This window comes from Burkholderia pseudomultivorans (assembly GCF_001718415.1).
GTDB classification, from domain to species: Bacteria; Pseudomonadota; Gammaproteobacteria; order Burkholderiales; family Burkholderiaceae; genus Burkholderia; species Burkholderia pseudomultivorans_A.
In genome coordinates this window covers 2,078,632-2,102,470 of the sequence record NZ_CP013378.1, presented here as the reverse complement: position 1 = coordinate 2,102,470, position 23,839 = coordinate 2,078,632, and the positions used below count along the sequence as shown (strand labels likewise).

Annotated in this window: 23 protein-coding genes; 14 read left to right on the top strand and 9 right to left on the bottom strand. The window is 65.5% G+C overall.

What is annotated here, in order from left to right; all coding sequences use genetic code 11:
- The first annotated feature begins 10 nt into the window (after window positions 1–10).
- The 8 genes from ureC (at window position 11) to WS57_RS21940 (ending at window position 5,388) form a co-directional block, all read left to right on the top strand.
- Window positions 11–1,717, top strand: a complete 1,707-nt coding sequence (gene ureC / locus WS57_RS21965) for an urease subunit alpha (protein ID WP_059517059.1) — start codon at window positions 11–13, stop codon at window positions 1,715–1,717.
- A gap of 19 nt (window positions 1,718–1,736) precedes the next feature.
- Window positions 1,737–2,366 (top strand): urease accessory protein UreE, encoded by a 630-nt coding sequence (ureE, locus tag WS57_RS21960; RefSeq protein WP_069244844.1) that lies wholly within the window; start codon window positions 1,737–1,739, stop codon window positions 2,364–2,366.
- Entirely contained in the window at window positions 2,353–3,033 is a 681-nt protein-coding gene (locus tag WS57_RS21955; RefSeq protein WP_059517063.1) for an urease accessory protein UreF, read from the top strand. The genes ureE and WS57_RS21955 overlap by 14 nt, the downstream gene beginning before the upstream one ends.
- A gap of 16 nt (window positions 3,034–3,049) precedes the next feature.
- Window positions 3,050–3,697: an urease accessory protein UreG gene (gene ureG, locus WS57_RS21950; protein WP_059517065.1), complete on the top strand. Its 648-nt coding sequence runs from the start codon at window positions 3,050–3,052 to the stop codon at window positions 3,695–3,697.
- Window positions 3,698–3,839: 142 nt separating this feature from the next.
- A complete protein-coding gene (locus tag WS57_RS21945; RefSeq protein WP_069244843.1) occupies window positions 3,840–4,325 on the top strand; it encodes an Hcp family type VI secretion system effector in 486 nt (161 codons plus the stop codon).
- A 13-nt stretch (window positions 4,326–4,338) separates the two neighbouring features.
- Window positions 4,339–4,857: a DUF2778 domain-containing protein gene (locus WS57_RS36065; RefSeq protein WP_081056821.1), complete on the top strand. Its 519-nt coding sequence runs from the start codon at window positions 4,339–4,341 to the stop codon at window positions 4,855–4,857.
- Window positions 4,838–5,122 (top strand): hypothetical protein, encoded by a 285-nt coding sequence (locus WS57_RS36060; protein ID WP_081056820.1) that lies wholly within the window; start codon window positions 4,838–4,840, stop codon window positions 5,120–5,122. The genes WS57_RS36065 and WS57_RS36060 overlap by 20 nt, the downstream gene beginning before the upstream one ends.
- Window positions 5,119–5,388 carry a hypothetical protein gene (locus WS57_RS21940; protein ID WP_059517070.1) on the top strand — a complete coding sequence of 90 codons (270 nt, stop codon included), beginning with the start codon at window positions 5,119–5,121 and terminating at the stop codon, window positions 5,386–5,388. Before WS57_RS36060 ends, WS57_RS21940 begins: the two co-directional genes overlap by 4 nt.
- Before the next feature lie 91 nt (window positions 5,389–5,479).
- Here WS57_RS21940 and waaA read toward each other — a convergent pair whose 3' ends face one another.
- From waaA to WS57_RS21920, 4 genes are all read right to left on the bottom strand, one after another.
- Window positions 5,480–6,829, bottom strand: coding sequence for a lipid IV(A) 3-deoxy-D-manno-octulosonic acid transferase (gene waaA / locus WS57_RS21935; RefSeq protein WP_059517072.1), 1,350 nt, complete (start codon window positions 6,827–6,829; stop codon window positions 5,480–5,482).
- Window positions 6,830–6,866: 37 nt separating this feature from the next.
- Window positions 6,867–7,751 (bottom strand): Kdo hydroxylase family protein, encoded by an 885-nt coding sequence (locus tag WS57_RS21930; RefSeq protein ID WP_040126790.1) that lies wholly within the window; start codon window positions 7,749–7,751, stop codon window positions 6,867–6,869.
- A 25-nt stretch (window positions 7,752–7,776) separates the two neighbouring features.
- Window positions 7,777–8,772 carry a lipopolysaccharide heptosyltransferase I gene (waaC, locus tag WS57_RS21925; protein ID WP_040126789.1) on the bottom strand — a complete coding sequence of 332 codons (996 nt, stop codon included), beginning with the start codon at window positions 8,770–8,772 and terminating at the stop codon, window positions 7,777–7,779.
- Between the two features lie 175 nt (window positions 8,773–8,947).
- The gene (locus WS57_RS21920) at window positions 8,948–10,342 is read right to left on the bottom strand and encodes a phosphomannomutase/phosphoglucomutase (protein ID WP_069244842.1); all 1,395 of its coding nucleotides are present in this window, start codon (window positions 10,340–10,342) and stop codon (window positions 8,948–8,950) included.
- 242 nt (window positions 10,343–10,584) lie between these two features.
- Here WS57_RS21920 and WS57_RS21915 point away from each other — a divergent pair, with 242 nt between their 5' ends.
- Genes WS57_RS21915 through WS57_RS21895 form a run of 5 tightly spaced genes read left to right on the top strand, consistent with a single transcriptional unit; the run spans window position 10,585 to window position 16,014 of the window.
- The gene (locus WS57_RS21915; protein ID WP_059519156.1) at window positions 10,585–11,841 is read left to right on the top strand and encodes a lipopolysaccharide biosynthesis protein; all 1,257 of its coding nucleotides are present in this window, start codon (window positions 10,585–10,587) and stop codon (window positions 11,839–11,841) included.
- Window positions 11,838–12,662 carry a glycosyltransferase gene (locus tag WS57_RS21910; protein WP_059519154.1) on the top strand — a complete coding sequence of 275 codons (825 nt, stop codon included), beginning with the start codon at window positions 11,838–11,840 and terminating at the stop codon, window positions 12,660–12,662. Before WS57_RS21915 ends, WS57_RS21910 begins: the two co-directional genes overlap by 4 nt.
- A gap of 43 nt (window positions 12,663–12,705) precedes the next feature.
- Complete coding sequence (locus WS57_RS21905) at window positions 12,706–13,842, top strand: glycosyltransferase family 4 protein (protein ID WP_059519151.1); 1,137 nt, start codon at window positions 12,706–12,708, stop codon at window positions 13,840–13,842.
- A 15-nt stretch (window positions 13,843–13,857) separates the two neighbouring features.
- The gene (galE, locus tag WS57_RS21900; RefSeq protein WP_009689134.1) at window positions 13,858–14,880 is read left to right on the top strand and encodes a UDP-glucose 4-epimerase GalE; all 1,023 of its coding nucleotides are present in this window, start codon (window positions 13,858–13,860) and stop codon (window positions 14,878–14,880) included.
- Window positions 14,881–14,907: 27 nt separating this feature from the next.
- Complete coding sequence (locus WS57_RS21895; protein ID WP_009689135.1) at window positions 14,908–16,014, top strand: MraY family glycosyltransferase; 1,107 nt, start codon at window positions 14,908–14,910, stop codon at window positions 16,012–16,014.
- 77 nt (window positions 16,015–16,091) lie between these two features.
- Here WS57_RS21895 and WS57_RS21890 read toward each other — a convergent pair whose 3' ends face one another.
- The 5 genes from WS57_RS21890 to WS57_RS21870 form a co-directional block, all read right to left on the bottom strand.
- On the bottom strand, window positions 16,092–17,975 hold the full coding sequence (locus WS57_RS21890) for a polysaccharide biosynthesis protein (protein ID WP_009689136.1): 1,884 nt from the start codon (window positions 17,973–17,975) through the stop codon (window positions 16,092–16,094).
- 12 nt (window positions 17,976–17,987) lie between these two features.
- The gene (locus tag WS57_RS21885) at window positions 17,988–19,004 is read right to left on the bottom strand and encodes an MraY family glycosyltransferase (RefSeq protein WP_069244841.1); all 1,017 of its coding nucleotides are present in this window, start codon (window positions 19,002–19,004) and stop codon (window positions 17,988–17,990) included.
- Between the two features lie 5 nt (window positions 19,005–19,009).
- Window positions 19,010–19,975, bottom strand: coding sequence for a UDP-glucose 4-epimerase family protein (locus WS57_RS21880; protein WP_009689138.1), 966 nt, complete (start codon window positions 19,973–19,975; stop codon window positions 19,010–19,012).
- Window positions 19,972–20,817, bottom strand: a complete 846-nt coding sequence (locus WS57_RS21875) for a glycosyltransferase family 2 protein (protein ID WP_069244840.1) — start codon at window positions 20,815–20,817, stop codon at window positions 19,972–19,974. Before WS57_RS21875 ends, WS57_RS21880 begins: the two co-directional genes overlap by 4 nt.
- A 189-nt stretch (window positions 20,818–21,006) precedes the next feature.
- Window positions 21,007–22,217 (bottom strand): IS3 family transposase gene (locus WS57_RS21870; protein WP_155774291.1). Its coding sequence is split into 2 segments (ribosomal slippage): window positions 21,007–21,902 and window positions 21,902–22,217, totalling 1,212 coding nucleotides; the frame shifts between segments, so codons are not numbered across the junction.
- A gap of 452 nt (window positions 22,218–22,669) precedes the next feature.
- On the opposite strand from WS57_RS21870, the gene WS57_RS21860 reads away from it, so the two are divergent.
- Window positions 22,670–23,677, top strand: a complete 1,008-nt coding sequence (locus WS57_RS21860; RefSeq protein WP_069244839.1) for a hypothetical protein — start codon at window positions 22,670–22,672, stop codon at window positions 23,675–23,677.
- Window positions 23,678–23,839 lie beyond the last annotated feature (162 nt).

Sequence of the window (23,839 nt, the reverse complement as noted above, 5' to 3'; positions counted from 1 at the left end):
ACAGCACGACATGACACTACGCTTGAGCCGCCGCGCGTACGCGGAGATGTTCGGGCCGACGACGGGCGACCGCGTCCGCCTCGCCGATACCGAACTGCTGATCGAGATCGAACGCGACTACACGACCTACGGCGAGGAAGTGAAATTCGGCGGCGGGAAAGTGATCCGCGACGGCATGGGCCAGTCGCAGCGCGTGGCCGCCGACGTGCCCGACACGATCGTCACGAACGCGGTGATCCTCGATCACTGGGGCATCGTGAAGGCCGACATCGCGATCAAGAACGGCCGCATCGCCGCGATCGGCAAGGCCGGCAATCCCGACATCCAGCCCGGCGTGACGATCGCGATCGGCGCGGCGACCGAGGTGATCGCCGGCGAAGGCCTGATCGTGACCGCGGGCGGCATCGACACGCATATCCACTTCATCAGCCCGCAGCAGATCGACGAGGCGCTCGCGTCGGGCGTCACGACGATGCTCGGCGGCGGCACCGGGCCGGCCACCGGCACCAACGCGACGACCTGCACGCCGGGCCCGTGGCACATGGAGCGCATGCTGCAGGCCGCCGACGGCTGGCCGATCAATCTCGGCTTTCTCGGCAAGGGCAACGCGAGCCTGCCACAGCCGCTCGTCGAGCAGATCGCGGCCGGCGCGATCGGGCTGAAGCTGCACGAGGACTGGGGCACGACGCCCGCCGCGATCGACAACTGCCTGTCGGTCGCGGACGACACCGACACGCAGGTCGCGATCCACACCGACACGCTGAACGAAGCCGGCTTCGTCGAATCGACGGTCGCCGCGTTCAAGGGCCGCACGATCCACACGTACCACACCGAAGGCGCAGGCGGTGGCCATGCGCCCGACATCCTGAAGGTGTGCGGCGAGGCGAACGTGCTGCCGTCGTCGACCAATCCGACGCGCCCCTACACGATCAACACGCTCGAAGAACACCTCGACATGCTGATGGTGTGCCATCACCTCGATCCGTCGATCGCCGAGGATCTCGCGTTCGCCGAATCGCGGATCCGCCGCGAGACGATCGCGGCCGAGGACATCCTGCACGATCTCGGCGCGCTGTCGATGCTGTCGTCCGATTCGCAGGCGATGGGCCGCGTCGGCGAAGTGATCATCCGCACCTGGCAGACCGCGCACAAGATGAAGGTGCAGCGCGGCGCGCTGCCGGAAGACACGGCGCGCAACGACAACTTCCGCGCGAAGCGCTACGTCGCGAAATACACGATCAACCCGGCGATCACGCACGGCATCGCGCACGAAGTCGGCTCGATCGAGCCCGGCAAGTGGGCCGACCTCGTGCTGTGGGAACCGGCGTTCTTCGGCATCAAGCCGTCGATGATCCTGAAGGGCGGGATGATCGCGGTCGCGCAGATGGGCGATCCGAACGGGTCGATCCCGACGCCGCAGCCGGTTCATTACCGCGAGATGTTCGCCACGCGCGGCGGCGCGCTCGCGCGCACGTCGCTGACCTTCGTGTCGCAGATGGCGGCCGACGCAGGCATTGCGGAACGCTACGGCCTCGCGAAGCGGATCGTGCCGGTGCGCAATTGCCGCCACGTGACGAAGGCCGACATGATCCACAACGCGTGGCGCCCGACGATCAGCGTCGATCCCGAAACCTACGACGTGATCGCCGACGGCCAGCTGCTCACCTGCGAACCCGCGTCGGTGCTGCCGATGGCGCAGCGCTATTTCCTGTTCTGATTTTCTTGCTCCCTGTTCCATGCGCACCCTCGACAAACGCATCGCCCCGAACGTGAAACTCGCCGCGTCGCTCGTCGCGCGCGCGCCGACGCTCACGCTCGCCTACGACGCCCGCTGCAAGAGCCGCCTCGCGGCGACGCTCGACACCGGCGAGGACGTCGCGGTGCTGCTGCCGCGCGGCACCGTGCTGCGCGACGGCGACGTGCTGGTCGCCGACGACGGCGCGCTCGTGCGCATCGCCGCGGCACCCGAGACCGTGCTGCTGGTGCGCGCGGCCGATCCGCTGACGCTGATGCGCGCCGCCTATCACCTCGGCAACCGCCACACGCCGGTCGAGATCGGCGACGGCTACCTGAAGCTCGAGGCCGACCCCGTGCTCGCCGACATGCTGCGCCGGCTCGGCACGCAGGTCGAGGAAGCGAGCGCGCCGTTCCAGCCGGAAGCCGGCGCGTACGGCGGCGGCCACAAGCACGGGCACGACGCGACGTTCGCGGAGGATTACGCGCTCGCGCAGCAGGTGTTCGGCGAACACCACGGGCACTCGCACTCGCACTCGCACGATCACGATCACGATCACGATCACGATCACGATCACGATCATCAACATGGTCCGGGTTGCACGCACGGCCACGGCCATGACCACCACTGAACTCGTCGCGCTGCTGCATCTCGCGTCGCCGGCGCTGCCGATCGGCGCGTTCAGCTATTCGCAGGGTCTCGAAGCGGCGCTCGACGCGAACCTGATCCACGACGCGGACAGCGCGCGCGACTGGATCGCGAGCGGCCTGACCGACGTGCTCGCGCACGGCGAACTGCCGTTCCTCGCGCACCAGCTCGCGCGCTGGCATGCGCACGACGCGCCTGCGCTCGCCACGGAAAACGCGTGGTTCGTCGCGAGCCGCGAATCGTCGGAACTGCGTCGCGAGACCGAACAGATGGGCTGGTCGCTCGCGCAGCTCTGCGCGTCGCTCGAATGGGGCGACGCCGCGCGTCGCGCGACGCTCGCGTCGCTGTCGCCGATCGCGCTGCCGACCGCGTTCGCCTATGCGGCCGCCGCGCACGACGCCGGCGCCGATGCGGTGCTCGCCGCCTACGCATTCGGCTGGGTCGAGAACCAGACGGCCGCCGCGCTGAAAGCCGTGCCGCTCGGCCAGCTCGCTGGCCAGCGCATCATCGTCGCGCTGCGTGGCGCGATCGACGCGGCCGTGCGCCGCGCGCTCGCGACACCGGCCGATGCAGTCAACACGTTCGCGCCGCAGCTCGGCATCCTGTCCGCGCGGCACGAAACCCAGTATTCGCGGTTGTTCCGCTCCTGAACTACGACGCCAGACCATGAACACACCTGCTTCCTCGCCCGTCCGCCGCACCAAGGAACTGCCGCCGCTGCGCGTCGGCATCGGCGGCCCCGTCGGCTCCGGCAAGACCACGCTGCTCGAAATGCTGTGCAAGGCGATGCGCGACAAGTACGACCTCGTCGCGATCACCAACGACATCTATACGAAGGAAGACCAGCGCCTGCTGACGGTCGCCGGCGCGCTGCCAGAAGAACGCATCATGGGCGTCGAGACGGGCGGCTGCCCGCACACGGCGATCCGCGAGGATGCGTCGATCAATCTCGAGGCCGTCGACCGGATGCTGTCGCGCTTTCCCGATGCCGACATCGTGTTCATCGAATCGGGCGGCGACAATCTCGCGGCGACGTTCAGCCCCGAGTTGTCGGACCTGACGATCTACGTGATCGACGTCGCGGGTGGGGAAAAGATTCCGCGCAAGGGCGGGCCCGGCATCACGAAGTCGGACCTGCTCGTGATCAACAAGACCGATCTTGCACCGCTGGTCGGCGCGAACCTCGACGTGATGGCGTCCGACACGAGGAAGATGCGCGGTGAGCGGCCTTACGTGATGACGAATCTGAAGGCGCTCGACGGCGTCGCGGAAGTCGTCGCGTTCATCGAGAAGAAGGGGTTGTTGACAGTTTGAATAAGTGTCCAGGCAGGCACGCACACGCATTTGCGTACACAGAGGCGCGTGCACTGCCGACAGGTGCCCTAGCGACATTGTGCAGTCAGTTGTGCGCGGCTAGCATCATTTCCTTACTGTTTCTTTTGGTAAGGACCTCGAAATGCTGATCCCCGCACACATGTGGCTCAAGGACGACGGCGGCACTGCCATCAGAGGCTCGTCAACCGTCCAGGGCCGCGGAGGCAGCATTGAAATCATCAGCTTCGGCCACGGTGTAAATCTGCCGGTCGATGGCGCCAACGGCAAGATCACCGGCAAGCGCACACATTCACCGGTTGCGTTCGAAAAGGAATTCGACGCGGCAACGCCGTATCTCTACAAAGCCGTGGCGACAGGGCAGACGCTGCAGTCGGCCGAGATCAAGTGGTATCGCATCAACGATGCGGGAAGAGAAGAAGCATATTTCGTGATGCTGCTCGAAGGTGTCAAAGTCTGCGGCATCAATCCCGGTATGGCGAATACCAGATTGTCACAGGTGTCCGCGCTCAATCATCTCGAAGCCGTCTCGATGATGTATGAACGCATCACCTGGCATTATCTCGACGGCAACGTCAAATACACCGATTCGTGGAATGACGTCGGATAAGCGGAGGCAGTCAATGGCTTATACCGGTAGATTTCTGGTGAATAACGAGTTTTTTTCGCCGCTTACCATTGATGGTTTGGGGACGTTCGATGCGTTCTCCGGCAACGGCATCTACCGGAATCGCGGGGGCTGCACGGCGGTCCCCAATAACGGCCCGATTCCTGCCGGTAAATACTGGATCGTCACACGTCCTACTGGCGGCGTGCGGTCCCAAGCATACGCTTGGACAAAAGATCAATGGAACACCATCAGGGGAAATGCGACCGATCACAGTGAATGGTTTGCACTGTATCGAGATGATGGGATGATTGATGATGAAACGTGGATTAATGGCGTTCAGCGCGGTCAATTCCGGTTGCATCCGGCAGGTGGTGAAGGTGTATCACTTGGCTGCATTACCCTGCCGAGCCGAGTCGATTTTCTGAGAATTCGTTCGGCCCTGCTGCATACCACGCCGCTCCCCGCCGGGAGTTCGGGGCTTGATGCGTACGGAGCAATTGAGGTCATCGCACATGGCAACACTTGCCCGTAGGCTACTGAAGGCTTTGCTATTTATCGGTCTATTTGTTATTTCAGTTCGTTATATTCCGCTATCCAACGAATGGACGCCCGCAGAAGCGCGCGCATGGTGGCGTGCCTCGGAGTGGCTCGGCGTTCACGATCCGGATGACTTGTATTTCGTTGTATGGGTGACTATCGAACTGATCGTGGCAGTGCTCGCCTACATGGCAATCACGCGGGTGTGGCGATACTATCGCGGCAAAAAAGCCATGTTGAACAATAGCGACCGAGAATGACTTCTCTTGCCCGCGGGCTATTCAAAATCGCGCTATTTGCCGGATTGTTTTATCTCTCGTTTCGTTATGTCCGTCCATACCACAAATGGACGCCAGCCGAAGCGCGCGCATGGTGGCGCGCGTCGGATTGGCTCGGTGTCCGCGATCCCGAGGGTTTGTATATCGGCGTATGGATAACGATCGAACTGATCGTGGCAGTGCTCGCCTACGTAGCCATCATGCGGATGTGGCAACACTATCGCGGGAAACAGCAGGTCGACAAATAGCGCGACAGTAACTGCGCTTTCCCGCCCGCTTGTCGAAATCGCGCTATCTATCGGCGCCGAGCGCAACGCGCTCGAATGCAAGTCGCTACAGCTACTTGCCCTGATCGTCCTGCATCGAACCCGCATCCCGCTCCACCGGCGGCAGCAACGCCGCCAGCACATCGACCGTACGCGCGGTCGCGCCGCGATGGCGTGCCGCGAACGCCGCGCCGGCCGCGCCCATCGCGATGCGTCGCGCGTTGTCGGCGAACAGCGCGTCGAGCACATGCGCGAGATCAAGCGGATCCGCGACCTGCAGCGCCGCGCCGGCCGCGACCGCATCGGCGGTCGCCTGCGTGAAGTTGAACACGTGCGGCCCGATCACGACCGGCACGCCGACCGCGCATGCCTCGATCAGGTTCTGCCCGCCAAGCGGCAGCAGACTGCCGCCGATGAACGCGATATCGGACGCCGCGTAGTACGCGCCGAGCTCGCCCATCGAATCGCCGAGCAGCACCGTCACGTCGTCCGGCAGCGGTTCGGCGGCAGCCGGCCGGCCTGCGGCGAGCGCGGCCGCGTCGGCCGCCCACACGGAGCGTCGCACGCACTTGAACCCTTCGCGCGCGGCCAGCGCCTCGACCTCGGCAAAACGCTGCGGATGACGCGGCACCAGCATCAGCAGCGCACCGGGCGTGCGCATCGCCGCAAACGCCTGCAGCACCAGCGCCTCCTCGTTCTCGCGCGTGCTCGCCGCGACCCATACCGGGCGCGTGCCGATCGCGGCGCGCCACGCGTGGCCGCGCGCCGCGAGTTCCGGCGGCGTCGTCATGTCGAATTTCAGGTTGCCGAGCACGGCGACGTTGCGCGCGCCGAGCGACGTCAGCCGTTCCGCGTCGGCCGGACTCTGCGCGAGCACGCGCGAGAAGCCGCCGAACACTTCATGCGCCGCCGCGCCGAACTTCGCGGCCCGCCGCGACGAGCGCGCCGACATCCGCGCATTGGTCAGCACGAGCGGCACGTCCGCGCGCCGGCACTCGTCGATCAGCGTCGGCCACACCTCGGTTTCCATCACGAGGCCGAGCGTCGGCCGCCATGCACGCAGAAAGCGCCGCACGGCGCCCGGCATGTCGTACGGCAGGTAGCAGCGCAGCACGCGGTCGCCGAAGATCTGCTCGCCGGTCGCGCGGCCGCTCGGCGTCATGTGCGTGAGCAGGATCCGTGCGTCGGGCCGCGCGCGCATCAGCGCGTCGATCAGCGGCTGCGCGGCGCGCGTCTCGCCGACCGACACCGCATGCACCCAGATCAGCGGCGCACGATCGTCGGGCGAGCGGCCCGCGACGTGGCCGAAACGTTCGCCGATATGCTCGCGATAGCCGCGCTCCTTGCGCGAGCGCAGATAGAGACGCACGACGGCGAGCGGCGCGACGAGCCACCATAGCGCGCGATAGATCGCCCTCAGCATGCGCCCGTCCGGTCGAGGTGCGGGAAACGCGGCGCGCTCAAACCAGCGTCCTGCCGGTCAGGCGCTCGAGAATGCCGAGCGGCGCACACTCGCGGCGCACCATCGCGTCGACCGGCAGGAAGAACGTCTGCTCGAGCATGAACTGGCCGGACATCACAGCGTGCGAAGTCTGGTCGGAGAAACATATCCACACGCTGCCCGGCGGAAACGGCATCGTCTGCTGCGGGCTGTTTTTCTGGTAGTCGAGATCGGCCTTCATGCTGTCGTGCAGGTTCAGCATCAGATGGTCGTAGGCGCTGCGCGGCGACTTCGTCACATGCAGCAGGTTCAGCAGCCACGCGGAGCCCGGCAATTGCGGGCGGATCTTCGGCAGGAAGCGCTTCGCGACGTCCTCGAACGGTTCGCCGACACGCCACACGCGCGGCGCGCCGGCCGGGTTCACGTTGGTGAACACGCGCAGGATCCGCTCGCCATAGTTCGGCCGCGACGGGAACGCGTCGACGTGCAGCCGGCTGTCGTCCTTGCGCCACGACGTCTGGCGCGTCTCGACCTGCATCAGCCGCAGGCTCGTCGGCGCGACGCGCAGCTTGCCGCGGTATTCGGGAAACAGCCCGTCGACCAGCGTGCCGGCCTGTTGCTGGAAGCGCGCGACCAGCGCGCGCACCGCCGATTGCGTGACGCCGTCGCCGAGCACGCCGGCCAGCGCGCCGCCGTTCGGCGCGAGGCTGATGTTCTTGCGTTTCGGATCGGCGAGCGCCGGATCGAGCAGCGCCTCCTCGCCGCCTTCGATCGCGAAGCGCAGGTGCGGGAAATACAGCACCTTGCCCTCCTCGACCGCGGCGAGCAGCTGCTCGCGCGGCGCCGACAGGTTGTGTCCGCTCCAGTCGGCGGACGCGACTTCGATGATCTGGGATTCGCTCATGATCGGTTCGCGTGTCTGACAGGCATTACAGGAGACCGAAGCCCGCGAGCGCCGACTTCACCTGCGCGATCGACGGGGGCTGCCCCGCCGTGCCGAGATTGACGACGTTCGGCGACCAGTAGCCGCCGGTCCGCCAGGCCGTCGCGAAATTGTACAGTTCGACCGTCGGACGCTTCAGCGCGGCCGCGATGTGAACCAGACCTGTGTCAACCCCGACGGTCGCCGCCGCGCCGTCGATCAGGCCGACCACGGCCGGCAGCGACAGTTTCGGCGGCACGATCGCGGCCGCGCCGAATTCCTTCGCGAGCCGCTCGCTGGTCGCGCGCTCCGCGTCGTTGCCCCACGGCAGCACGAGCGACGCGCCGCGCCGCACCAGCGCCTGGCCCAGCTCGATCCACGCGGCGTCCGGCCACTGCTTGTCGGCGCGCGACGTCGCATGGACGAACACCACGTACGGCACCGGCAGGTTCAGCCCGACCGCCGCGATCGCGCGCGACGCGTCGCGCGTGTCGAGACCGAAATCGACCGGGTCGGCCGGCGTCGGCTCGGGATCGCCGAGCGCGGCCGCGACGAGTTGCCGCGAACGCTCGACGACGTGCGTGCGCGGCGCGATCGGCACGCGCTTGCGATAGAAGAAGCGCACCGGCCACTCGTAGCCCGCGCCGTCGGTCCGGTTGCCGAGGCCGACGAGCGGGCCGCGCGCCCAGCTCGCGACCCAGGCCGTCTTGATGAGGCCCTGGCAGTCGATCACGAGGTCGTAGTGTTCGGCCGCGAGCCGCCTGCGGAACGCGCGGATCTCGCGCCAGGTCGCCGCGGCGAACGGCTTCTTGCGCCAGCGGCGCAGCGAGAACGGCAGCACGTTGCGCACGCCGTCGACGAGCTTCACGAGGTCGACGAAACCTTCCTCGACGAGCCAGTCGATCTGCGCATCGGGATGGCGGCGCCGGATATCGGCGATCACCGGCATGTTGTGCACGACGTCGCCCAGCGACGACACGCGCACGATCAGGATCTTTTGCACGCTGAAAAAACGCCGGCTGGCAGCCGGCGACAGGCATAAAGGGGGGATTTTATCTCGCCCGGGGGCGCAGATTGACAAAAAGCGGCCGCACGCGTCACGCGCACGCCGCTTTTTCGGGAATGGCGCGACGACGGTCCGTGTCGTCGCGCCGGCGGCGGCCCGAGGCCGCCTCGACTCAGAACGGCAGCGTCACGTCCGGCTTCGCGGCCGTCAGCACGCGGCGGAAGTCGTCCTGGATGCGCTTGAGCCCGTCCTGCGTCTCCGCCTCGAAGCGCAGCACGACGACCGGCGTCGTGTTCGACGAACGCGCGAGCCCGAAGCCGTCCGGATACTCGACGCGCAGACCGTCGATCGTCACGACTTCGTCCGCGCCGTCGAACTTCGCTTCCTTCTGCAGCTTCTCGATCAGGCGGAAGTTCTCGCCTTCCTCGAGCTTCAGCTGCAGTTCCGGCGTGCTCATCGCATCGGGCAGCGCGTTCAGCACCGCGCTCGGATCGGCCGTCTTCGCGAGGATCTCGAGCAGCCGCGCGCCGGTGTAGAGACCGTCGTCGAAGCCATACCAGCGATCCTTGAAGAACACGTGGCCGCTCATCTCGCCCGCGAGCGGCGAGCCCGTCTCGCGCAGCTTCGCCTTCACCAGCGAGTGGCCCGTCTTCCACATCAGCGGCTCGCCGCCCTTCGACTTCACCCATTGCGCGAGGTGGCGCGTGCACTTCACGTCGTAGATGATCTGCGCGCCCGGGTTGCGCGACAGCACTTCCTCGGCGAACAGCATCAGCTGACGATCGGGATAAATGATCTGGCCGTCCTTCGTGACGACGCCCAGACGATCGCCGTCGCCGTCGAACGCGAAGCCGAGCTCGGCATCCGTGTCCTTCAGCGCCTGGATCACGTCCTGCAGGTTTTCCGGGTGGGCCGGATCGGGGTGATGGTTCGGGAACGTACCGTCGATGTCGGTGAAGCGCTCGACGAGCGTACAGCCGAGCGCCTTGAACAGGCGCGTCGCGAGCGGGCCCGCGACGCCGTTGCCGGCGTCGACCACGAGCTTCAGCGGGCGTGCGAGCTTGATGTCGCCGACGATGCGGTCGATGTACGCATCGGCCACGTCGTACTCTTCGTACGTGCCGCTGCCGCTCTCGAAGCGCTCGTCGACGATGCGGCGGTACAGCGCCTGGATCTGCTCGCCGTAGATCGCCGCGCCGCGCAGCACCATCTTGAAGCCGTTGTAGTCGGGCGGGTTATGGCTGCCGGTGACGACGATGCACGAATCGACGCGGCGCTCGCCGCCTTTCAGCGCGAGCGGCACGCTCGCCGCGAAATAGCCGACCGGCGTGGGCACCATGCCGACGTCGACGACGTCGACGCCTGCCGCCCGCAGCCCGTCGGCGAGCGCGCCGACGAGTTCCGGTCCGGACAGGCGGCCGTCGCGCCCGACGACGACCGCGTCGCCGCCCTGCGCGCGCACTTCGCTGCCGAACGCCCGGCCGATGCTGCGCGCCGTGTCGGCGTCGAGCGTCTTGCCGACCACGCCGCGAATGTCATATGCCTTGAAGATGGATTGGGAGATCATCGATTCTCTCTCGGTTCGTGCATGGAAAATGATTCTGGCCGCCTCTCGCCGGCGCCGCGCATCGCGCGGCAAGCCCTGCGGAACCGGGATCGGGGATCGCTGGAGCGATCCCGATCCCACTTATAATCGCGGGTTTTGATGACGCGTATTCCGCCCATTTTAATGCCTAGCCGTCCCGCCGCCGCCAAACCGCTGCCTCCGGGCGTCCTGCCAGCCGCTTCGCGCGCGTGCGGCGGCCCCGCATGCTGAAGCGCTTCGCCAATCCGGACGTCGCGAAAGCCGTCGCGAACCTCGTCTGGCTGGGGCTCGAACGGCTTACGCAGATCGGCGTCGCGATCGCGATCAGCGGCCTGCTGGCCCGTTATTTCGGGCCGGATGTGTTCGGCAAATGGCAGTATGCGAATACGCTGCTCCTCGTGCTGGCGCCGCTCACCTGGGTGTGCGGTGCCGAAATCCTGGTTCCGACCATCGTCCAGCGCCCGCCCGGCCAGCTCGGCGCGGTGCTCGGCAGCGCGTTCGCGCTGCGCATCGCCGTGTCGGCCGCCGCGCTCGTCGCGACCTGGATCGCAATCGCCGCCGGCGCGTTCGATCCGCTGGTGGGCGCGATGCTCGCGGGCCTCGCGGTCACGATGGTGTTCCGCGAGCCGTTCGTCGGCGTGATCAACGCGTGGCTGCAGAGCATGACCTACAGCAAGCCGCAGCTCGTGACCAGCATGCTCACCGCGCTCGCGAAGGCGCTGCTGGTCTGGCTGCTGGTGCGCGCCGCCGCCGGCCCCGCGCGCTTCGCGTGGCTGTGGGCGCTCGAGGCCGCCGCGATCGGCTTCGCGCTGCTGCTGTACTACCGGCATCGTAACGGCGACCGGCTCGGCTGGACGTTCGACACACCGCTGTTCAAGCATTTCGCGACGGCCGGCACCGTGTTCTGGCTCGGCCTGATCTGCATGTACCTGTTCCTGAAGCTCGACCGCCTGATGCTCGAGCGTCACGTGTCGTTTGCCGATCTCGGCCGCTACTCGGCCGCGCAGCAGCTCAACGAGAACTGGATCACGCTCGCGCTGATGCTCGCGCAGACCATCGCGCCGGCGTTCGTGTATCGCGTGCAGGACGTCGCGCGGCTGCGCCGCAACATCGTCCGGCTGATCGCGATGACGGCCGGCCTGATGACGGCCGGCGCGCTCGTGCTGGACGCCGCCGCGCCGCTGATCGTCGGCAAGGTGTTCGGGCCCGGCTACGAAGCGTCGGTCGACATCTTCCGCTGGGCCGTCTGGCTGTCCGTGCCGGCCGGCATCGAGGCGATAGGCAATCTTATCGTGCTCAAATATCAAGCAAAATTCGTGTTGCTGTCGAAATGGGTGCTCGCGCTCGCGATCGCCGCCCTCGTCAACCTGCTCGCGATCCCGCGGCTCGGCCTGTACGGCGCGCTCGTCGGGCTGGCGGCCGGCTATCTGGCCGCCGCCGCCGTCAATTTTTATTACATTCGTTTCAAGCTGCGCCCATGACGCCTCCCGATTCCGCGCCCTCGCTCGACGACGTGGCCGTGCTGATGCCGGCCTACAACGGGCACGACGACGTCGTGCGGACCCTCGCGTCGTTTCGCGAGGACACGCGCGTGCACGTGCTGATCGTCGACGACGGCAGCACGCCGCCGATCGTCGCGCCCGATATGCCGGGCCTGTCGATCGAGGTGCTGCGCATGCCGCAGAACGGCGGCATCGAGCGCGCGCTCGAAGCCGGCATTGACGCGCTCGCCGCGCACGGCTTCCGCTACGCGGCCCGCATCGACGCGGGCGATCTCGCCGCGCCGCAGCGCCTCGCGAAGCAGCGCGCGTATCTCGACGCGCATCCGCGCGTGGCCTGCGTCGGCATGTGGACGCAGGTCGTGTCGCGCGCCGGCGAGCCGCGCTTCATGCTGACGCCGCCCGCCGAGCCGCGCACGCTGCGCCGCACGCGCTTCCTGCGCTCGCCGCTCGTGCATCCGTCGGTGATGCTGCGCATCGACGCCGTGCGCGAGGTCGGCAACTATCGCGCGAAATACCGCGCGGCCGAGGATCTCGATCTTTTTTTACGGTTAATGCAACGCTACGATTGCGCGAACCTGCCCGAGCTCGGCCTCTATTACGAGCTCAACGAGGGCGGGATCAGCGCGACGAAGCGCCGCCGCCAGCTCGTGTCGACGCTGGCGCTGCTGCTGCGCCATTTCAACGCGCTGAACCCGTACGACTGGGCCGGCCTCGCCAAGAACCTGCTGCATTTCGTGACGCCGTACCGTACGCTGCAGCGGATCAAGCAGACGCTGTTTGCCGCGCGGCCGTCGGCCTGACGCGTTTTCGGCATTTTCGACCGCTTTATTTTTTCTTTTTTTCATGACCGCCACCCCTTCGCTGCGCATCGCGCTCGTCTGCAACACGGCCTGGGCGATCTACACGTATCGCCATGGGCTGATCCGTGCGCTCGTCGCGCGCGGCGCCGAGGTGATCGTGATCGCGCCGCACGACCGCACCGTGCCGCTGCTCGAGCAGATGGGCTGCCGCTACGTGGCGCTCGCGGTCGCGTCGAAAGGCACGAGCCCGCGCGAGGATCTCGGCACGCTGGCGGCGCTGTTTCGCCATTACCGCGCGCTGAAGCCCGATCTCGTGTTTCATTACACGATCAAGCCGAACATCTACGGCTCGGTCGCGGCGTGGCTCGCGCGCGTGCCGTCGATCGCGGTCACGACCGGGCTCGGCTACGTGTTCATCCAGAAAAGCCGCGCGGCGAGCGTCGCCAAGCGCCTGTACCGGTTCGCGTTCCGCTTCCCGCGCGAAGTGTGGTTCCTGAACCGCGACGACCTCGCGACCTTCACCGACGAGAAGCTGCTCGCGCATCCCGAGCGCGCGCAGCTGCTGCACGGCGAAGGCGTCGATCTCGAACAGTTCGCGCCCGTGCCGCTGCCGGCCGGCGACGCACCGGTCTTCATCCTGATCGGCCGCCTGCTGTGGGACAAGGGCGTGCGCGAATACGTCGAGGCCGCGCGCAGCGTGCGCGCGCGCCATCCGCGGGCGCGCTTCCAGCTGCTCGGGCCGCTCGGCGTCGACAATCCGAGCGCGATCGGCCGCGCGGACGTCGATGCATGGGTGGCCGAAGGCGTCGTCGAGTATCTCGGCGAGGCGCACGACGTGCGCCCGCATATCGCGGCGGCCGACTGCGTCGTGCTGCCGTCGTACCGCGAAGGCGTGCCGCGCACGCTGATGGAGGCGTCCGCGATGGGACGCCCGATCGTCGCGACCGATGTGCCGGGCTGCCGCGACGTGGTCGCCGACGGCGAAACGGGCTTCCTGTGCCGCGCGCGCGACAGCGCGAGCCTCGCGGAGCACCTGATCCGCATGATCGAACTCGGACCGGCCGGACGCGACGCGATGGGTGCGCGCGGCCGGCAGAAGGTGGCCGCGGAATTCGACGAGCAGCAGGTCGTCGAGCGCTACCGGCGTACCATCCACTCGTTGACAGGCATCACACTCTGAAGGAGCGCATCTGCAATGACCGCTAAAGGCACTATCCTCGTTACCGGCGGCGCGGGCTACATCGGCTCGCACACGGCCGTCGAGCTGCTCGACAACGGTTACGATGTCGTGATCGTCGACAACCTCGTCAACAGCAAGGCCGAAGCCGTGCGCCGCATCGAGCGGATCACCGGCAAGACGCCCGCGTTCCACCAGGTGGACGTGTGCGACGAAGCCGCGCTCGCCAGGGTTTTCGACGCGCACCCGATCACCGGCACGATCCATTTCGCGGCGCTGAAAGCCGTCGGCGAATCGGTCGCGAAGCCGCTCGAGTATTACCAGAACAACATCGGCGGGCTGCTCGCGGTGCTGAAGGTGATGCGCGAGCGCAAGGTCCGGCAGTTCGTGTTCAGTTCGTCGGCCACCGTGTACGGCGTGCCCGAGCGCTCGCCGATCGACGAATCGTTCCCGCTGTCCGCGACGAACCCGTACGGCCAGTCGAAACTGATCGCCGAGCAGATCCTGCGCGATCTCGAAGTGTCGGACCCGTCGTGGCGGATCGCGACGCTGCGCTACTTCAACCCGGTCGGCGCACACGCGAGCGGGCTGATCGGCGAGGATCCGGCCGGCATTCCGAACAACCTGATGCCGTACGTCGCGCAGGTCGCCGTCGGCAAGCTGGAGAAGCTGCGCGTGTTCGGCTCCGACTACCCGACACCGGACGGCACCGGCGTACGCGACTATATCCACGTCGTCGATCTGGCGAAGGGGCACATCGCCGCGCTCGATGCGCTCGTGAAGCGCGATGCGAGCTTCGTCGTGAACCTCGGCACCGGGCAGGGCTACAGCGTGCTCGAAGTCGTGCGCGCGTTCGAGAAGGCCTCGGGCCGACCCGTGCCGTACGAACTCGTCGCGCGCCGCCCGGGCGACATCGCCGAGTGCTATGCGAACCCGCAGGCCGCCGCCGACATCATCGGCTGGCGCGCGACGCTCGGCATCGAAGAGATGTGCGCCGACCACTGGCGATGGCAGGAGGGGAACCCGCGCGGTTTTGTATAATCCGCCATCCCATTTTCGAGCGATCCCATGCTCAGCTTCGCGTCCGGCTTCATCGTTTCCCTGCTCGTCACGCTGTTCATCGTGCGCTACGCGCATTTGCACGAGAAATTCTCGATCGACAGCGATCTGGCCGGCGTGCAGAAATTCCACGTGCGGCCGGTGCCGCGTGTCGGGGGCATCGGGATCCTCGCCGGCGTCGTCATCGCCGCGCTGATCCTGTCCCGGCGCTATCCGACGATCGCGGGCAGCATTCTCGGGATCGTCGCCTGCGGGATGCCGGCGTTCCTGTCGGGGCTCGTCGAGGACCTGACCAAGCGTGTGTCGCCGCGCGCACGGCTGCTCTGCACGATGGGCGCCGCGGCGCTCGCGTTCTGGCTGATCGATATCCGCGTCACGCGCATCAGCGTGCCGCCGCTCGACTTCCTGCTCCATTACGTCGCCATTTCGGCATTCGTCACGGTGCTCGCCGTTGCCGCGCTCGCGAACGCGATCAACATCATCGACGGCTTCAACGGGCTCGCGTCGATGGTCAGCTTCATGATGTTCGCATCGCTCGCGTATGTCGCATTTCACGTGAACGACCCGGTCGTGATGTCCGCGTCGATCATCATGATGGGCGCCGTGCTCGGATTTTTCCTGTGGAACTTCCCGGCCGGATTGATTTTTCTCGGCGATGGCGGCGCGTATTTCATCGGGTTCATGCTCGCCGAACTGGCGATCTTGCTGGTGATGCGCAATCACGAGGTATCCGCGTGGTATCCGGTGCTGCTGTTCATGTACCCGATCTTCGAGACGTGTTTCTCGATCTACCGGAAGAAATTCATCCGCGGGATGTCGCCGGGAATTCCCGACGGCGTGCACCTGCACATGCTCGTGTACAAGCGGCTGATGCGCTGGGCCGTCGGCACGCAGCACGCGCACGACCTGACGCGGCGCAATTCGCTGACTTCGCCGTATCTGTGGCTGTTGTGCCTCGTCGCGGTGATTCCCGCGACGCTGTTCTGGCGGCACACGGTGCATCTGTTCGTGTTCGTCGTACTGTTCGCGCTGACCTATGTGTGGCTGTATATCAGCATCGTGCGATTCCGCGCGCCGCGGTGGATGGTGGTCAGGAAGCATCGGCGCAGCCATTGAGCTGCGCCGGCAGCGAGGTTGTCATTGAAAAGAAAAAGCGCCCCGCGGGGCGCTTTTCTTTTTCTTGCGACAGGGACTTACTCGTTCGACACCGCGCGCACCGTCGGCACGCTCTGCAGCACCGGCGCGACGGCCGACTGGTATTCCGGCACCCAGCGCCGCAGGTCGCGCCGCACTTCGTCGTCGCTCAGCACGCGATGCTGCATCAGCCACGGCAACAACTCGTCGAGCAGGTTGTCCGGCACTTCCCGCGCGCGGGCGATCCGCAGCTTCGGATGCGGCGTGCGCGTCGTCGTCTCGTCGTCCGCGAGCAGTTCCTCGTAAAGCTTCTCGCCCGGCCGCAGCCCCGTGAACTCGATCCGGATCTGCCCTTCCGAGAAGCCGTACAGCCGGATCAGGTCGCGCGCCAGATCGACGATCTTGACCGGCTCGCCCATGTCGAGAATGAAGATCTCGCCGCCGCGCCCCATGCTCGATGCCTGCAGCACCAGCTGCGACGCCTCCGGGATCGTCATGAAGAAGCGCGTGATCTCGGGGTGCGTGACCGTCACCGGGCCGCCCTTCGCGATCTGCTGCTGGAACTTCGGGATCACGCTGCCCGCGCTGCCGAGCACGTTGCCGAAGCGCACCGTCTCGAACTGCGTGCCGCCGCTCGTCTGCTGCAGCGCCTGGCAGGCCATCTCGGCGAGACGCTTGCTCGCGCCCATCACGTTGGTCGGGTTGACGGCCTTGTCGGTCGAGATCAGTACGAAATGGCGCACGTCGTGACGGATCGCCGCGCGTGCGACGCGGTAGGTGCCCAGCACGTTGTTGCGCAGCGCCTGCCACGCGTTGTGTTCCTCCATCAGCGGCACGTGCTTGTAGGCGGCCGCATGGAACACGATGTGCGGTGCGTAACGCGACATCACCTGATCGAGCAGCAGCGAATCCTTCGCGTCGCCGATGATCGGCACGACGGGCTGGTCGGGGAAACGCTCGCGCAGCTCCTCGGCAAGCCGGTACATCGCGTATTCGGACAGGTCGAACGCGACCAGTTGCGCCGGCGCGAAACGCAGGATCTGCCGGCACAGCTCGGAACCGATCGAGCCGCCCGCGCCGGTCACCATCACCACGCGGCCGCGCAGCAGCGCCTCGACGTGCGGCGTGTCGATCGTCACCGCATCGCGCCCGAGCAGATCCTCGAGATCGATGTTCCGCACCTGCGACAGGAACCCCTGCCCCGGCATCAGCGCGGTCAGCGACGGCAGCACCATCGCCTTGATGCCGGCCCGCACGCAGAGCGTCGCGACGCGCCGCTGCGTCTCGACGGACGCCGACGGAATCGCGATGATCGCGTACTCGACCTTCATCGCGTCGGTCCAGTGCTTCAGGTCGTTGAACGAGCCGAGTACCTTGTAGCCGTAGATTTCGCGGCCCTGCTTGGTGACGTCGTCGTCGAGCAGGCCGACGAGGCGCCATTCGCCCGAGCGCGACAGCTCGCGCGCGAGGTTCGCGCCGGCGGTGCCGGCGCCGAGCACGAGCACGGGCTTGCCCTGCCCGACGAGACCGCCGTACAGGTAGAACTCCTTCATCGCGCGGTACAGCGCACGCGCGCCGCCCATCGCGAGGAACAGCATCAGCGGCGACACGAGCAGCACCGAGCGCGGAATGATCGGCGACGGCTGGAACATCACCGCGCCGACCATCACGATCACGCTGCCGCCGATCAGCGCCTTCGAGATGCGCATCAGGTCGGGCAGGCTCGCGAAGACCCACAGGCCGCGGTACAAACCGAACACGTGGAACATCAGCGCGTAGACCGGCAGCACCCAGGCGAGCGCCGTCAGCGCGCCATCGAGAAAATCAGGCGGGATGCTGCCGTTGAAACGAACGAGATACGCGAACAGCCATGCCGCGATAACCGCCAGCAGGTCAAACAGGAAAGCACTTAGCGACAGCCACGATGCTTTGGATCGCAACATCGGCGGGAAACCTCACGAGTTGTTTTCAGCGGCCGACTGAAACCGGCGCCAACGCACGTCGATCGACAATCCGAACAACGCCAGCACGCCATACCATGCGAAGAACGACAGCCACTGCTGCGGTTCCGGACGGCCCTTCGCCCACAAGGCGACAGCGACGCCCAGGAGCATGATGAGGTACCAATACAGAGCGGTACGACCGTGGCCTACGCCCGATCGGACCATCCTTTGATAATAGTGCTCCCGGTGCGCTTGCCAGAACTTTTCTCCGCGTAACAGACGTCTCAAAAGTGTTACAGACGCGTCAGCAATAAAGGGCGCGAACACCAGCGGCGGAAACCAGATCGGCCAGACGTCGGCGCGCCAGCCCCAGTAGCCGAGGGCGCCGGCCAGAAAGCCCAGCGGAATCGAGCCTGCATCGCCGAGAAAAAGCCGTGCCGGATGGAAATTCAGCAGGAGAAAGCCCAGCGCCGCGCCGGCGACTGCGGAGCCGGCCACGACGAGATCAGGCGACGGATTCGCGCTGCACAGCGCCGCGATCGCGTAGGCGCCGAAACCGAACAGCGCCATCCCGCCCGCCAGGCCGTCGGCGCCGTCCATGAAATTGTACAGATTGGTCAACCACACCATCACGAAGCCGACTGCGGCGAGCACCCACCAATGCGCATCGGCCGGAAACACGACGATCAGTGCAACGACCGCCGCAAGATGCGCGGAGAACCGCACGCGAGCCGGCAACCCACGGCGGTCGTCGATCTGGGATATTGCAGCGAGCCCCGCCGCGGCCGCGGCAATCAGCCACAGTCGCGGCGCAAGCGCCAGCAGCGCGACGATGCTTACCGGCACGATGCCCCAGCCGCCGACACGGGGTGTCGGCAGCGTATGGAGTGAACGATCGTTCGGAATATCGGTGGCGAGGCGCCACGCGAGGCCGGTCGCGAGCAGTACGCTCAGGATGGCCGTCGACGCGACGCCGGCAGCCACGGCCACCATGACGGCAGCAAGCCACGTGGGTATCGGGAGATGCATGTTGGCTATTTTTGTGTATCGCGCGAACGATACCATGCGGCGGTCGCTTCGAGGCCCTGTCGAGTCGTATAAGGCGGATGCCAGCCGATCACGCGTCTGATCCGCCCGGTGTCGAGTTGCAGGCTGCCCGTCAGGCGATCGATGGCCGCGCGACGGCCGGCCAGCCTGCCGAGCACCCGCAGCGCGGCCGGCGGCACGCCGACCAAGCGCGCGGGCTTGCCGAGCGCATCGCCGACCATCCGCAGCAGTTCGGTGACCGACGGCGCATCGTCGTCGGCGACGTGAAAGCATTCGCCGGCAGCGTACGGGTTGATTGCGCACTGCAGCAGCGCATCGGCGAGATTCTCGACGTAGACGATGCTGCGCCGGGCGCCAACGGCGCCGAGCGGCAGCGGCGTGCCGCGCGCGATCGCATCCATCATGCGCAGGAAGTTCGCGCGGACGGTCGGACCATAAACAAGCGGCGGCCGCACGATGACGACATCGAGCCCTGCCGTCTTGCCGAAGTCCGCGAGCTGCCGCTCCGCGCGCAGCTTCGAGCGGCCGTAAGCGTCCTGCGGATCGGGCGACGCGTGCTCCGACAGCGGTATTCCGCCGTCGCCCTCGCCCACCGCCTTGATGCTGCTCGCGAACACGATGCGCCGCACGCCGTGGTTGCGCGCGGCCTCCGCGAGACGCAGGGTGCCGCCAACATTGGTCGCATCGAACGCGGCATCGGGATCGGGCGACTCGTCGCGCATCACGTGCACACGCGCGGCGAGATGGATCACACAGTCGGCACCCAGATCGGCCGGCCACGCAGCGTCGAGGCCGTCGAAGTCGACCTCGGCGTGCACCCATTCGCGCACGCCTTCGACGCATTCCCCCGGCCGCCGCACGAGCGCGGTCACGGTGTGCCCTGCGGCCAGCGCGCGCCGACATACCGCGCGGCCGACGAAGCCGTTCGCGCCGGTGACGACGAGATGGCTCACCACAGCCTCCAGCCGAAGCGGTTGTAGAACTTGAACGCCGACGCGGCGAACATGCGGATGTGAGCGAAGCCCTTGCGGGACGCGCCGCCGCCGTGATGGATCACGCGGACGGCGGGGACGTAGGCTACGCGGGCGACATCGTGCGTGCGCAGGCTGAGGTCGTAGTCTTCGAAGTAGAGGAAATAGCGCGGGTCGAAGCCGCCGAGTTTCTTCAGGACTTCGGTGCGGAACAGCATGAAGCAGCCGCTGACGATGGGGGGATCCCAGACGATGTCGTGGTCGTTGATGACGTCGCGCATTTCGTAGCGGGCGAGGCGCCGACTAAACGGGAAACGCAATCGCGCAGGTAGAAAGCCTCTAGCGAACAGGTCAACCAAAGTGGGATAGCGACGGCACAGATATTGGACTGCTTCGTCGCCATCAGAAACACAAGGAGCCAACAGGCCTAGGTCGGGATGCCGATCGATAAACTCGAGGGCACGCGTCAGCGCTTCGCGCTCAAGATCGACATCGGGATTCAGAATCAAATGATAAGTACTGGTTGCCCGCGCCACGGCAAGATTGTGGCCGCACCCGTATCCCACGTTGCCATGCCCCGCGATCATCGTGCAGGGGATACCGCTCGCCTCAAGTGCCGCTATCGACGCCGAATCACCACCAAAGCCACCGTTATCGATTAGATAGAGGTGTGCCGACACCTCCGGGCGGCGCACGCGCATCGCGGCGATTGCGTCGCGCAAGCAGTCTAAGGTATCGCGCAGTTGTGCCTCGTCGGGTCGGTACACAACCACCGACACCGAAAACTCCACGGTTTCGCTCTGGGATGCATTGATAACGCTCATGACAGTCAATCGCCTCTCCACCCGATCACGACTGACGGATGCGAAAGCTAGCAGTGTGCTCAAAAGCATCCATTTGAGCAATCCCTGTCCCAGCGTCGGTAGGCCCCGCCTCTTGCAACTTAAACAGGGATGCGGCGTAAATCGGTCAACACTCCTTCTGGAGTTGACCCTGTAATCCCGGACACGGCATCACACTAAGGTTGCTGAATCCATCGAGCGCCGGAACTCGCGAGGCGAGCGGTATTTCAGCGCGCTATGGGGATGCTTCTCGTTGTAATGCTCGAACGCGATGGCCAAGTTGCGTGCGGCAGTCGCTGCGTCCGGCTTCGGCATGAAGGCGACGTAGTCGCGTTTCATCGTCTTCACGAAGCTCTCTGCCATCCCATTACTTTGTGGGCTGCACACCGGTGTGGTCAATGGCTTCAGGCCGATGGCCACTGCGAACCGGCGCGTGTCGTCGGCCGTGTAGCCCGAACCGTTGTCGCTCAGCCACTCGATTTCGGACGGGGTATGCAGTTCGTTGCCAAACCGATTTTCCACTGCAGCCAGCATCACGTCGCGCACGATGTCGCCGCTGTGACCTGCTGTCGTGGCTGCCCAGCTCATCGCCTCTCGGTCGCAGCAATCCAGCGCAAACGTCACCCGCAGCGGCTCGCCGTTGTCGCAGCGGAACTCGAAGCCGTCCGAGCACCATCGCTGATTGCTGCGCGCGACGGCCACCTTGCCATCGTGCCGACGTTGCGGCCGAGGCGGGGCTGGACGCCGTTGCATCAGCAGACCGTGAGTGCGCATGATGCGATAGATGCGCTTCGCATTGAACGGCACCTGTCCGGCAGCAATGCGTTCATTGCGCAGCGAGCCCCACACCCGGCGATAGCCATAGCTGGGCAAATCGCCGACGACTCGGCGGATTTCCTCGACCACGCTCGCATCGTCCGTCTGCCGCGATTGACGGCCATCGCGCCACGTCGCCGGACGCGACAGTCGTGCCGATACGTTCGAGCGCGACACGCCGAGAACTTCACAAACCAGTTTCACTGGTCGTCCTCCGGCAGCGAGGGCGAGTGCGCTATCCATTTTTTTGCCCGGCCGTACTCGACTGCTTCGCGGAGAATCTCGTTCTCCATGGTCTTCTTGCCGAGCATCCGTTGCAGCTCGCGAATCTGCTTGAGCGCGTCGGCCAGCTCTGAGGCCGGAACCACTTCCTCGCCAGCCTTGACCGCTGACAGGCTCCCATCCTGGTACAGCTTGCGCCAGTGGAACAGCTGGTTCGGGTTCACGCCGTGCTGCCGCGCGACCATCGAAACCGACTTCCCTGGTTCGAAACTCTCGCGAACCATCGCCAGCTTTTGCTCCGCCGTCCAGCGCCGCCGGCGCTCCGGGCCCGTCAACACTTCCATCACTTCCTGCCTGGTGTTAGTCAAAAACACAGTCTTATGCCTACCCGTTATTGTAAGTGGGTGACTGTGTCCGGCGTTTCAGGGGGCTGCTCCACCTTCCGATCAATATTCTCTACGTCACCACGCTATGTAACAATCCGCAACGATCGCATCGATTCGACCGGTCATCGCGGTGGTTGCAGCGGTTAAGATATCGGCCGACATCCAGCAACAGTTGACGCATACGATGTGTGAGCTAAGGCTCTCCTCTCCATCCGCGTCTTGGCGACATCCTGATATCCGTCGTCACGCCTTCGTCCACACGGCCCCGACCTTTATCGATCGCCACACCGTCGCTCGGCCAACTCTATGAGTCGTTACATTTCATAGCGTCAACTGGCAAATCATCAACGGAGTCGAACTGTCATCGATATGCAGCCTCTCAAGACAGAACTCCCAGCCTATCAAGAGCAATGACACATCATCTCGTTATCGCCGGCACCGGCCGCGCCGGTACCAGCTTCCTAGTTCAATATCTCACCGCATGTGGGCTCGAAACCCGGCTAACGGCCAATCCCCACGAACAGCTCGACGAAAACGCAAACGCTGGGCTTGAGGACGTTCTTGCACCAGGTGGCCAACTGCCGTATGTCGTCAAGTCGCCCTGGCTGTTTGAGATGGTCAACGATCTGGTTACGCGGTCCGACATCACTCTTGACGCAGTCATCATTCCAATGCGCAACCTTGTCGAAGCCGCTACAAGTCGGGTCATCCTGGAGATGCGGGCACGATACGGAAACGACCAGTTGCCTCCGGACGTGACGCACTGGGAGAATTGGGCAGAAACCCCTGGCGGTGTGATCTACTCACTAAACCCCGTGGACCAAGCGCGCATTCTGGCTCTTGGCTTCCACGAAACTGTCCGAGCACTCGTTGAGAAAGATATCCCGATTATTTTTCTAGACTTCCCCAGATTGGTTAACGATTCTGACTATCTCTGGTCGAAATTAGCAGACGTCATTGTCCCACACGCTTCGCGTGAGCAAGCAATGGCCGCTCATACTCGTCTCGCCGACGCCTCGAAAGTACGAACAGGAAGGGAGGTCAATGCAATCGACCAGGAGAAAAAAAACGCGCGCAGCATCGAGTACCCGTCTCATGACGAACTCGGCAGAGTCGCGCTCATGCGCGAACTACTCCGCCTAAGGGGTGAAGCCGCAAGCCGCTCAGCTCAAATCGAGCGGCTACAACAAGAAACAGCCGCACTCCAAGCGCAAACCGCTCGGGCGACCGAAGCATTCCGGGACCGCGAAGAAGCGCTCAGATATCAACACCACAACGAACTTTCCGCACTGCAGCAGGAGTCGGCATCGCGCATCGACGCTCTTGAGCGGCGTCTCGCCCAATTAACTGCCTCCACGTCCTGGCGGCTCACTCGCCCACTCAGGGCGCTTGGCGATTGGCTCAAACCGCCCCGCTAAATCAGAGCTCCAGCTTTCGCCGCCTACAACAATCGTTATAGTCGACTTCGTAGCCGACATTGTAAGCACGCGCCGCTAAGACCCGCGGTTAGCGTGGCAATCCCCGATTGCGGTTATCGCCCAAGGACGATGTAATAAGTGCTCCGACCGAGAGGGCACGCT

Excerpts from the sequence above, each read along its gene's own strand:
- ureC (WP_059517059.1), top strand. The coding sequence starts at position 11 with ATGACACTACGCTTGAGCCGCCGCGCGTACGCGGAGATGTTCGGGCCG.
- ureE (WP_069244844.1), top strand. The coding sequence starts at position 1,737 with ATGCGCACCCTCGACAAACGCATCGCCCCGAACGTGAAACTCGCCGCG.
- WS57_RS21955 (WP_059517063.1), top strand. The coding sequence starts at position 2,353 with ATGACCACCACTGAACTCGTCGCGCTGCTGCATCTCGCGTCGCCGGCG.
- ureG (WP_059517065.1), top strand. The coding sequence starts at position 3,050 with ATGAACACACCTGCTTCCTCGCCCGTCCGCCGCACCAAGGAACTGCCG.
- WS57_RS21945 (WP_069244843.1), top strand. The coding sequence starts at position 3,840 with ATGCTGATCCCCGCACACATGTGGCTCAAGGACGACGGCGGCACTGCC.
- WS57_RS36065 (WP_081056821.1), top strand. The coding sequence starts at position 4,339 with ATGGCTTATACCGGTAGATTTCTGGTGAATAACGAGTTTTTTTCGCCG.
- WS57_RS36060 (WP_081056820.1), top strand. The coding sequence starts at position 4,838 with ATGGCAACACTTGCCCGTAGGCTACTGAAGGCTTTGCTATTTATCGGT.
- WS57_RS21940 (WP_059517070.1), top strand. The coding sequence starts at position 5,119 with ATGACTTCTCTTGCCCGCGGGCTATTCAAAATCGCGCTATTTGCCGGA.
- waaA (WP_059517072.1), bottom strand. The coding sequence starts at position 6,829 with ATGCTGAGGGCGATCTATCGCGCGCTATGGTGGCTCGTCGCGCCGCTC.
- WS57_RS21930 (WP_040126790.1), bottom strand. The coding sequence starts at position 7,751 with ATGAGCGAATCCCAGATCATCGAAGTCGCGTCCGCCGACTGGAGCGGA.
- WS57_RS21920 (WP_069244842.1), bottom strand. The coding sequence starts at position 10,342 with ATGATCTCCCAATCCATCTTCAAGGCATATGACATTCGCGGCGTGGTC.
- WS57_RS21915 (WP_059519156.1), top strand. The coding sequence starts at position 10,585 with ATGCTGAAGCGCTTCGCCAATCCGGACGTCGCGAAAGCCGTCGCGAAC.
- WS57_RS21910 (WP_059519154.1), top strand. The coding sequence starts at position 11,838 with ATGACGCCTCCCGATTCCGCGCCCTCGCTCGACGACGTGGCCGTGCTG.
- WS57_RS21905 (WP_059519151.1), top strand. The coding sequence starts at position 12,706 with ATGACCGCCACCCCTTCGCTGCGCATCGCGCTCGTCTGCAACACGGCC.
- galE (WP_009689134.1), top strand. The coding sequence starts at position 13,858 with ATGACCGCTAAAGGCACTATCCTCGTTACCGGCGGCGCGGGCTACATC.
- WS57_RS21895 (WP_009689135.1), top strand. The coding sequence starts at position 14,908 with ATGCTCAGCTTCGCGTCCGGCTTCATCGTTTCCCTGCTCGTCACGCTG.
- WS57_RS21890 (WP_009689136.1), bottom strand. The coding sequence starts at position 17,975 with ATGTTGCGATCCAAAGCATCGTGGCTGTCGCTAAGTGCTTTCCTGTTT.
- WS57_RS21885 (WP_069244841.1), bottom strand. The coding sequence starts at position 19,004 with ATGCATCTCCCGATACCCACGTGGCTTGCTGCCGTCATGGTGGCCGTG.
- WS57_RS21875 (WP_069244840.1), bottom strand. The coding sequence starts at position 20,817 with ATGAGCGTTATCAATGCATCCCAGAGCGAAACCGTGGAGTTTTCGGTG.
- WS57_RS21860 (WP_069244839.1), top strand. The coding sequence starts at position 22,670 with ATGACACATCATCTCGTTATCGCCGGCACCGGCCGCGCCGGTACCAGC.